Genomic DNA, 7,215 nt, shown 5'->3' on the forward strand with positions numbered 1-7,215 from the left:
AAAAGAAAAGGCCAGTGTGTTCCCCATACACACTGACCTATTTTCTAAGCGTTATTGTGAATATTGTTGTTATCAATATTCTCGTTTTATAGGAACTTTGGATGCTAACACCGGAGTTCCTTTTTTTATCTGCAAGATAAGAATCAAAATGTCCCCAAGCATTTTGATCCAGTTCTTTGCCCATCGTCTATTTTTGTTTTACAACCTTATTTTTATACTTTCCCCAAGGTTGTTCTTTTCAATTGCTAAGCTTATAAGCAATAAGTATTCCAAAGTGGCGTTTCATATTAAGACTTGAATAAATTCAATCCTTTAAATTTTTTTATTAACTGCTCTTGCGTTTCCACATGCTCGGGATGGGGCACGATGCACTCAATTGGACAGACATCAACACAGGTTTGAGTTTCATAAAAACCCACACATTCTGTGCAGCGGTCTGTATCAATTTTATAGACCTTCGCACCTTCATAAATCGCTTCATTCGGGCACTCGGGTAAACACATATCGCAGTTAATGCATTTGTCAGTAATGAGTAAGGCCATAGCGAACCCAATTAAGCCTGATAAGCCAAAGAGGATGCAGAAATATCTGCCGTCGAATTTGGTAAGTTACGAATGAGCAGGGCATAAGTCATATCGACATCGGCAGGCACAGGAATATCCACGATATGGCCTGAACCTTTCGCATCTTCAATGGAATTACCTTTTTTGTCTTTAATTTCAGTCAATGTGAACGTGATGTTGCCTTTAGTGGTCATTAGTTCTAATGAATCACCCACCACAAAACGGTTTTTCACATCAATTTTGATGTAGTCGCCATTGCGCTCTAAAACTTCACCGCAGAAAATTTGGTGGTCAAAACTTGATGAACCGTTTTCATAGTTTTGATATTCGCTATGCACATGGCGGCGTAAGAAACCTTCGGTATAACCACGGTTTGCTAAACCTTCGAGCTGAGTCATCAGTGATGGGTCAAAGTCTTTGCCTTGCAGCGCATCATCAATGGCTTTACGGTAAATTTGCGCAGTACGGGCACAGTAGAAATAAGACTTGGTACGACCTTCAATTTTCAGTGAATGAATGCCTATCTTGGTTAAACGGTCAACATGCTGAACGGCACGTAAGTCTTTAGAATTCATGAAATATGTGCCGTGTTCATCTTCTTCGGCAGCAAAAGCTTCTTCGTCATTACGTTGTAATAACACTGGTTCAGAAACTTGGTTTTGCGCTTGCATGTGCAGTTCATCTGCATCTTTTGAGCAGCAACCAGATTTTTTTGCTGTATCAATATTTTGTACAGGAATCACATCGCCATTGGCATCTTCAGCGGTTTCAGACACTTTGTATTCCCAACGGCAAGCATTGGTACATGCACCTTGGTTGGCATCGCGTTTGTTCATGTAGCCAGATAACATGCAGCGGCCTGAATAGGCCATGCAGAGTGCGCCATGAACAAAGACTTCAATTTCCATGCCCGGGACTTGCGTTTTAATTTCTTCGATTTCTTCAATCGACAGTTCGCGTGACAAAATCACACGGGTTAGACCCATTTTTTGCCAAAATTTAACCGTTGCCCAGTTTACGGCATTGGCTTGAACTGAAAGGTGAATGTCAATTTCAGGGAAGTTTTCGCGCACCATCATAATCAAACCAGGGTCTGACATGATCAGTGCATCAGGCTTCATTTCAATGATTGGTGTAAGGTCACGAATAAAATTTTTTAATTTTGAGTTATGCGGCTGGATGTTGACCACCACATAAAACTTTTTACCCAAAGCATGGGCTTCGTTAATGCCAATTTGTAAGTTGTCATGATCGAACTCGTTGTTACGAACACGTAAGCTATAACGTGGCTGACCTGCATAGACGGCATCTGCACCGTATGCGAAAGCATAGCGCATGTTTTTCAGTGAGCCGGCAGGTGATAAGAGTTCAGTTACAGTCGTGATGCTCATGACAAAAATTAAGGCATATAAAAAATATGGCTTTATTGTATGAATCTAAAAAAATGATTCAACCTAGTAAAAAGCTCGGAATTATAGATCCAAAACACTGTTATTTTCACCGAATAGCGAATAATATATATGCATATTCGAATATGCATATATATTATGGATCAACTGAATTTTTTTAAATGTTTGTCAGAGCAAACGCGTCTCGACATATTGACTATTTTGCTGCTGCGCGGTGAAAGCTATGTCTGTGATTTGATGACTGCCTTAGATTTAAGCCAGCCGAAAATATCCCGTCATTTGGCCTTATTACGCAGTGCCAAAATTTTGCAAGATCGCCGCCAAGGGCAGTGGATTTATTATCAAATTCATCCTGAATTAGAAACGTGGTGTGTCGATATTTTGAAACTAACGCTGCAGCATAATCCACGTGCAGAGCAATTTAAATGTACTGAAAATGCAGCGCCATGTTGTGACTAATATTAAGAGTAACACTATGAATTTTTTATTTTTATGTACAGGTAATAGCTGCCGCAGTATTTTATCGGAAGCGCTTTTTAATGCACGTGCACCGCAGGGCTTTAGTGCGTGCAGCGCAGGCAGTCAGCCTTCAGGTAAGGTGCATCCGCTGTCATTAAGAACCTTGCAAAGTTTGAATATTTCCACAGAAGGTTTGTGGAGCAAAAATATGCAAGATTGCGAACAGTTTAATCCTGAAATTGTGGTGACGGTATGCGGTTCTGCCGCAGAAGAGCCTTGTCCATTATATTTAGGCAATGCGATTAAAGTGCACTGGGGCTTAGAAGATCCTTCACATTTAGATTGCGAAGATGATGAAAAAATGCAGGCATTTATGCAGACAGTAGAGCATATTCAACGTCGTTTTGATGCCTTTTTTGCCTTGGATTTAAACCAATTAAGCAAAGAAGATTTAATTATTGAGCTGAATAAAATTGGTCGGATTGATTAATTAAATCGCAATTCTGCAAAAATAGAAGCCTGTTTTTTGTACATGGCTTTTAATTTTTGCGTCTTAGATTGATAAGTTGAAGATATGCAAACTGCAAAATTATCCTTTTTAGATCGTAATCTCACGCTGTGGATTTTTATTGCCATGGCACTGGGTATTTTGATCGGTTATTTATTTCCGCAGGCATCAACTGCTTTAGAAAGTATAAGCTTAGGCACGGTTAATTTACCGATTGCCATTGGTTTGATTCTGATGATGTATCCACCTTTGGCAAAGGTGGATTACGCCAATTTGCCGCAAGTGTTTCAGGATAAGCGAACGTTGGTGTTGTCACTGGTACAGAACTGGCTGATTGCACCGTGTTTAATGTTCGCCTTAGCGATTATTTTCTTACAGAATTATCCTGAATATATGATGGGGCTGATTTTAATTGGCTTGGCGCGCTGTATTGCGATGGTGTTAGTGTGGAATAACCTTGCTTGCGGTGATAATCAATATGTGGCTGCCTTGGTGGCATTTAACAGTATTTTCCAAATCCTGTTTTTTAGTACATACGCATGGTTATTCTTAAGCTTCTTGCCGCCATATTTTGGTGTGGCAGGGCAAGTGATTGATGTCGGTTTTTGGACTATTACCAAAGCGGTGCTCATTTATTTGGGCATTCCATTTTTATTGGGCTATCTCAGCCGGACACTTTTGGTGAAACAAAAAGGACTAGATTGGTACCAAAATAAGTTTATTCCAAAAATCAGTCCGCTGAGTTTATTGGCACTGCTGTTTACCATCGTGGCGATGTTTAGTCTAAAAGGCGGTGAAGTGCTAAGTCTGCCAATGGATGTGCTGCGAATTGCCATTCCACTGACCATTTACTTTGTCGTAATGTTTTTCATTAGCTTCTTTATGAGCAAGTGGATAGGTAATGACTATGCCAAAACCACGGCGATTTCATTTACCGCAGCAGGCAATAACTTTGAATTGGCGCTTGCAGTGGCGATTGCCACTTTTGGATTGGCATCACCAGTGGCATTTACCACCATTATTGGGCCATTGGTGGAAGTGCCTGTGCTGATTGCTTTGGTCAGCGTGTCTTTATGGCTGCGTAAAAAATATTTTTCAAATACAGGGGCAAAGGCTGAATGAGTACTGATTTATCAAAGACTGATCTAGCTAATACAGATCTTCCAAACATTGAGATGGACTTGCTTGAGCAACCGACCTTTGCAAATGTGCAGGCGCAAGAACTTGCGCATCCACCACGGATTTTATTGCTGTATGGTTCAAACCGTGAACGTTCTTATAGTCGTTTAGCAGTGATTGAAGCGGGTCGTATTCTTGAACATTTTGGTGCTGAGGTGAAAATTTTTCATCCTAAAGGTTTGCCTTTACCTGAAGATGGCGATGCGACACATCCGAAAGTGCAAGAATTACATGAGCTATTGGCTTGGGCGGAAGGGATGGTGTGGTGCAGTCCTGAGCGTCATGGTGCGATGACTTCTATTTTAAAAGCGCAAATTGATTGGATTCCATTGGCTGCTGGGGCAATTCGCGCCACGCAAGGAAAAACCCTGGCCTTGATGCAAGTGTCTGGCGGTTCGCAATCTTTTAATGCGGTCAATCAAATGCGCATTTTAGGCCGTTGGATGCGTATGATCACCATTCCAAATCAATCTTCTGTGCCGAAAGCCTTTTTGGAGTTTGAGGAAGATGGCCGTATGAAAGCGTCGAGTTTGTATGACCGAATTGTCGATGTGATGGAAGAGTTGTATAAGTTCACGTTATTGACCCGTGGGCAGTCAAGTTATTTGACCAACCGCTATTCAGAACGTAAAGAGTCGGCAGCTGAATTGTCTAAACGTGTTAATCAAAAATCAATTTAATACATGATTTGATGCCGCTTATTCAGCTTCAAGCTGTTTTAAGATTTGGCAATGATCAATGGTGCTTTGTGCATTGCAAGATTGGCGGAGCTGCTGTAATTCCTGTTGGAATTTATGCAGTTCTGCCAATTTTTTTTCGACTTGTGCTAAATGCAGATCAATAATTTCATTCACCGCCTGACAGTTTTGCTGTGGTTGCTGTTCGAGTTCAATTAAAGTTTCAATTTCTTTTAAAGATAAATCAAGCGCACGGCAGCGCTGAATAAACAGCAGGCGTTTTAAGGCATCTTCAGAATAATAACGGTAATTATTGTCCGCCCGAAATGATGGTTGAATCAATTGTTTGCTTTCATAAAAACGAATGCTGTCGGTACTTAAGCCGGTCTTTTTACTCAGTTCGCCAATTTTATAAGTTGCCATGCTTGACCTTGGAGTTACTCGAGGGTTTTTAATGACTATAACCTGATCAATACTGAAATGCATGGGAGTTTTGTATGGCTTGTACTTGCAGTCATGAACCCGCACCGCCAAAGCCAAATAGTAAATTTCGCACTGCGCTTTGGATCGCTTTATTTATTAACTTAGTTATGTTCTTAGTTGAGCTGATTGGCGGAGCTTATGCGCATTCAGCATCCCTTTGGGCGGACTCTTTGGACTTCTTTGGTGATGCTGTCAACTATGGTGTTTCTTTAGCTGTACTGGGGGCGAGTCTATATTGGCGTGCCACAGTTGCACTGCTAAAAGGGTTAACGATGGCGGCCTTTGGTTTTGTGGTCATTGGCAAAGTCATTTACTCTTATATGCAAGGTATCCCGCCTGAAGCGATCACCATGGGCTCGATTGGTGTTTTAGCCTTGGTGGCCAACGTGATTTCTGCGGTGATCTTATATGCCTTCCGCGATGGCGATTCCAATATGAAGTCGGTTTGGCTATGTAGCCGTAATGATGCGATTGGTAATGTGGCTGTGATCTTGGCAGCTATCGGGGTGTTTGGTACTGGCAGTTTATGGCCGGACATTATTGTGGCAGGAATTATGGCCGTATTGGGTCTAACGGGCGGTTATGCTGTGATTAAGCAAGCTTTGAAAGAGCGAAAAATAAAAGTAGAAGCACCAATGAACTGCTCTTAATTTACAATCTGCAACTTTTTTATCAATACAATTTGCTTTATAAGAGATGCGCTAGTCTTTACTCCAAGGCTAGCTGTCTATGTTTAAAAAATGTAGAATATAGAAAATGAATATAATTATGTTTTTGGGTAAAGGCTCAATAAATTAGAAAAAAGTACAGATTTACATGAAAATTGAAAGAAAATTGTTAGTGTGCTAAAGAAAATATAATCAGCATCTTTTATGATTTTATCTTTATTAGCTTTCTGTTTTTATTTAATTTTCAGTAAATATAATTTTTAAAATTACAATTAAGAATTTTTTATTATGCTAGGCAAAATACTTGCTGTATTAGAAAAATTAGGCTTATCCGCTCAAAAGCGTGCCATCCATGCGCAATTTTCCAATCCTGCTTTGAATGACGAGCTTTTTATTCAACGTATTGATGGGGAGCATGGCTTAAACCAAGGCCTGCAAGCGACCCTGATTTGCTTATCCACCAATGCATTGATTCCGCTGAAACAATTTATTGGTGTACAAGTTGCTGTTGATCAAGTGACAGATCGGGGTGAGCTCTTCCGTACTACGGGTATCATTACCGAAGCCACTCAAGGCCAGAGTGATGGTTCACTCACGCTGTATAAACTCAGTTTAGAAGACGCAACGTCGCTGTGGCATAAGCGTCGCAATAGCCGTGTGTTTATGAATAAATCAGTGCGTGATGTCAGCGAAACTATTTTTAAAGAATGGCAAAGCAAAAGTCCACTCTTTGCATCCAGTCTAATGCTTGATCTAAGTGGTTTAAGCCAAAACTATGATGTTCGGCCCTTCATCATGCAGTCGAATGAAAGTGATTATGACTTTTTAACCCGACTTTGGCGTAGTGAAGGCATTAATTGGCTCATTGATGAAGCGCAGCTGAAAGTGCCACATTCCTCAGTGCCAATTGAAAAACAAAAACTCCGCTTGATTGATGACAATAGCCAATATCAAGCACTCAGCCGTCGCAGTATCCGCTTTCATCGCTCCAGTGCCACAGAGCAACAAGACAGCATCACTAGCTTTATCGGTGAGCGTAGCATTCAACCGACAGCAGTACATGTACAACGTTGGCAAGCTGATGGCCTCAGCCAAGAAGAAGGTGCAGGTTCAGTCCAAAGCAAACATCAGTATAGCCAAAGCCAAGACAATGCCAGCTTAAGTCTAGAACAAGCATGGCATGTCAGTCCTGCATGGATGCAAGACTTAACAGGTGAAGATCAAGCCACAGCTTCATCCAACAGTCAGATTGAAAAACTGAATCAAAAT

Annotated in this window: 9 protein-coding genes; 6 read left to right on the forward strand and 3 right to left on the reverse strand. The window is 41.0% G+C overall.

Translation table 11 applies throughout. The features are described from left to right. Window positions 1-287 precede the first annotated feature (287 nt). Both EXE29_RS16875 and trhP read right to left on the reverse strand, forming a co-directional pair. Window positions 288-542: a YfhL family 4Fe-4S dicluster ferredoxin gene (locus EXE29_RS16875; protein ID WP_106986747.1), complete on the reverse strand. Its 255-nt coding sequence runs from the start codon at window positions 540-542 to the stop codon at window positions 288-290. Window positions 543-553: 11 nt separating this feature from the next. Then, window positions 554-1,954: a prephenate-dependent tRNA uridine(34) hydroxylase TrhP gene (gene trhP, locus EXE29_RS16880; RefSeq protein ID WP_106986746.1), complete on the reverse strand. Its 1,401-nt coding sequence runs from the start codon at window positions 1,952-1,954 to the stop codon at window positions 554-556. A 156-nt stretch (window positions 1,955-2,110) separates the two neighbouring features. Between trhP and EXE29_RS16885 the strand changes: the two genes are divergently transcribed. From EXE29_RS16885 to arsH, 4 genes are all read left to right on the forward strand, one after another. Next, on the forward strand, window positions 2,111-2,431 hold the full coding sequence (locus EXE29_RS16885; RefSeq protein ID WP_120365094.1) for an ArsR/SmtB family transcription factor: 321 nt from the start codon (window positions 2,111-2,113) through the stop codon (window positions 2,429-2,431). A 16-nt stretch (window positions 2,432-2,447) separates the two neighbouring features. Next, entirely contained in the window at window positions 2,448-2,921 is a 474-nt protein-coding gene (locus EXE29_RS16890; RefSeq protein ID WP_106986744.1) for an arsenate reductase ArsC, read from the forward strand. Window positions 2,922-3,005: 84 nt separating this feature from the next. Beyond that, the gene (gene arsB / locus EXE29_RS16895) at window positions 3,006-4,061 is read left to right on the forward strand and encodes an ACR3 family arsenite efflux transporter (RefSeq protein ID WP_120365095.1); all 1,056 of its coding nucleotides are present in this window, start codon (window positions 3,006-3,008) and stop codon (window positions 4,059-4,061) included. Beyond that, entirely contained in the window at window positions 4,058-4,798 is a 741-nt protein-coding gene (gene arsH / locus EXE29_RS16900) for an arsenical resistance protein ArsH (RefSeq protein WP_106986742.1), read from the forward strand. Before arsB ends, arsH begins: the two co-directional genes overlap by 4 nt. A gap of 18 nt (window positions 4,799-4,816) precedes the next feature. Here arsH and EXE29_RS16905 read toward each other — a convergent pair whose 3' ends face one another. After that, window positions 4,817-5,218 carry a Cd(II)/Pb(II)-responsive transcriptional regulator gene (locus EXE29_RS16905; RefSeq protein WP_120365096.1) on the reverse strand — a complete coding sequence of 134 codons (402 nt, stop codon included), beginning with the start codon at window positions 5,216-5,218 and terminating at the stop codon, window positions 4,817-4,819. Window positions 5,219-5,292: 74 nt separating this feature from the next. Between EXE29_RS16905 and EXE29_RS16910 the strand changes: the two genes are divergently transcribed. Next, a complete protein-coding gene (locus tag EXE29_RS16910) occupies window positions 5,293-5,928 on the forward strand; it encodes a cation efflux transmembrane domain-containing protein (protein ID WP_120365097.1) in 636 nt (211 codons plus the stop codon). Between the two features lie 306 nt (window positions 5,929-6,234). After that, a partial coding sequence (locus EXE29_RS16915; protein WP_213072636.1) for a phage late control D family protein occupies window positions 6,235-7,215 on the forward strand: 981 nt, incomplete at its 3' end.

The sequence above is a fragment of the Acinetobacter sp. WCHAc060006 genome, assembly GCF_004209135.1.
Taxonomy (GTDB): Bacteria; Pseudomonadota; Gammaproteobacteria; order Pseudomonadales; family Moraxellaceae; genus Acinetobacter; species Acinetobacter cumulans.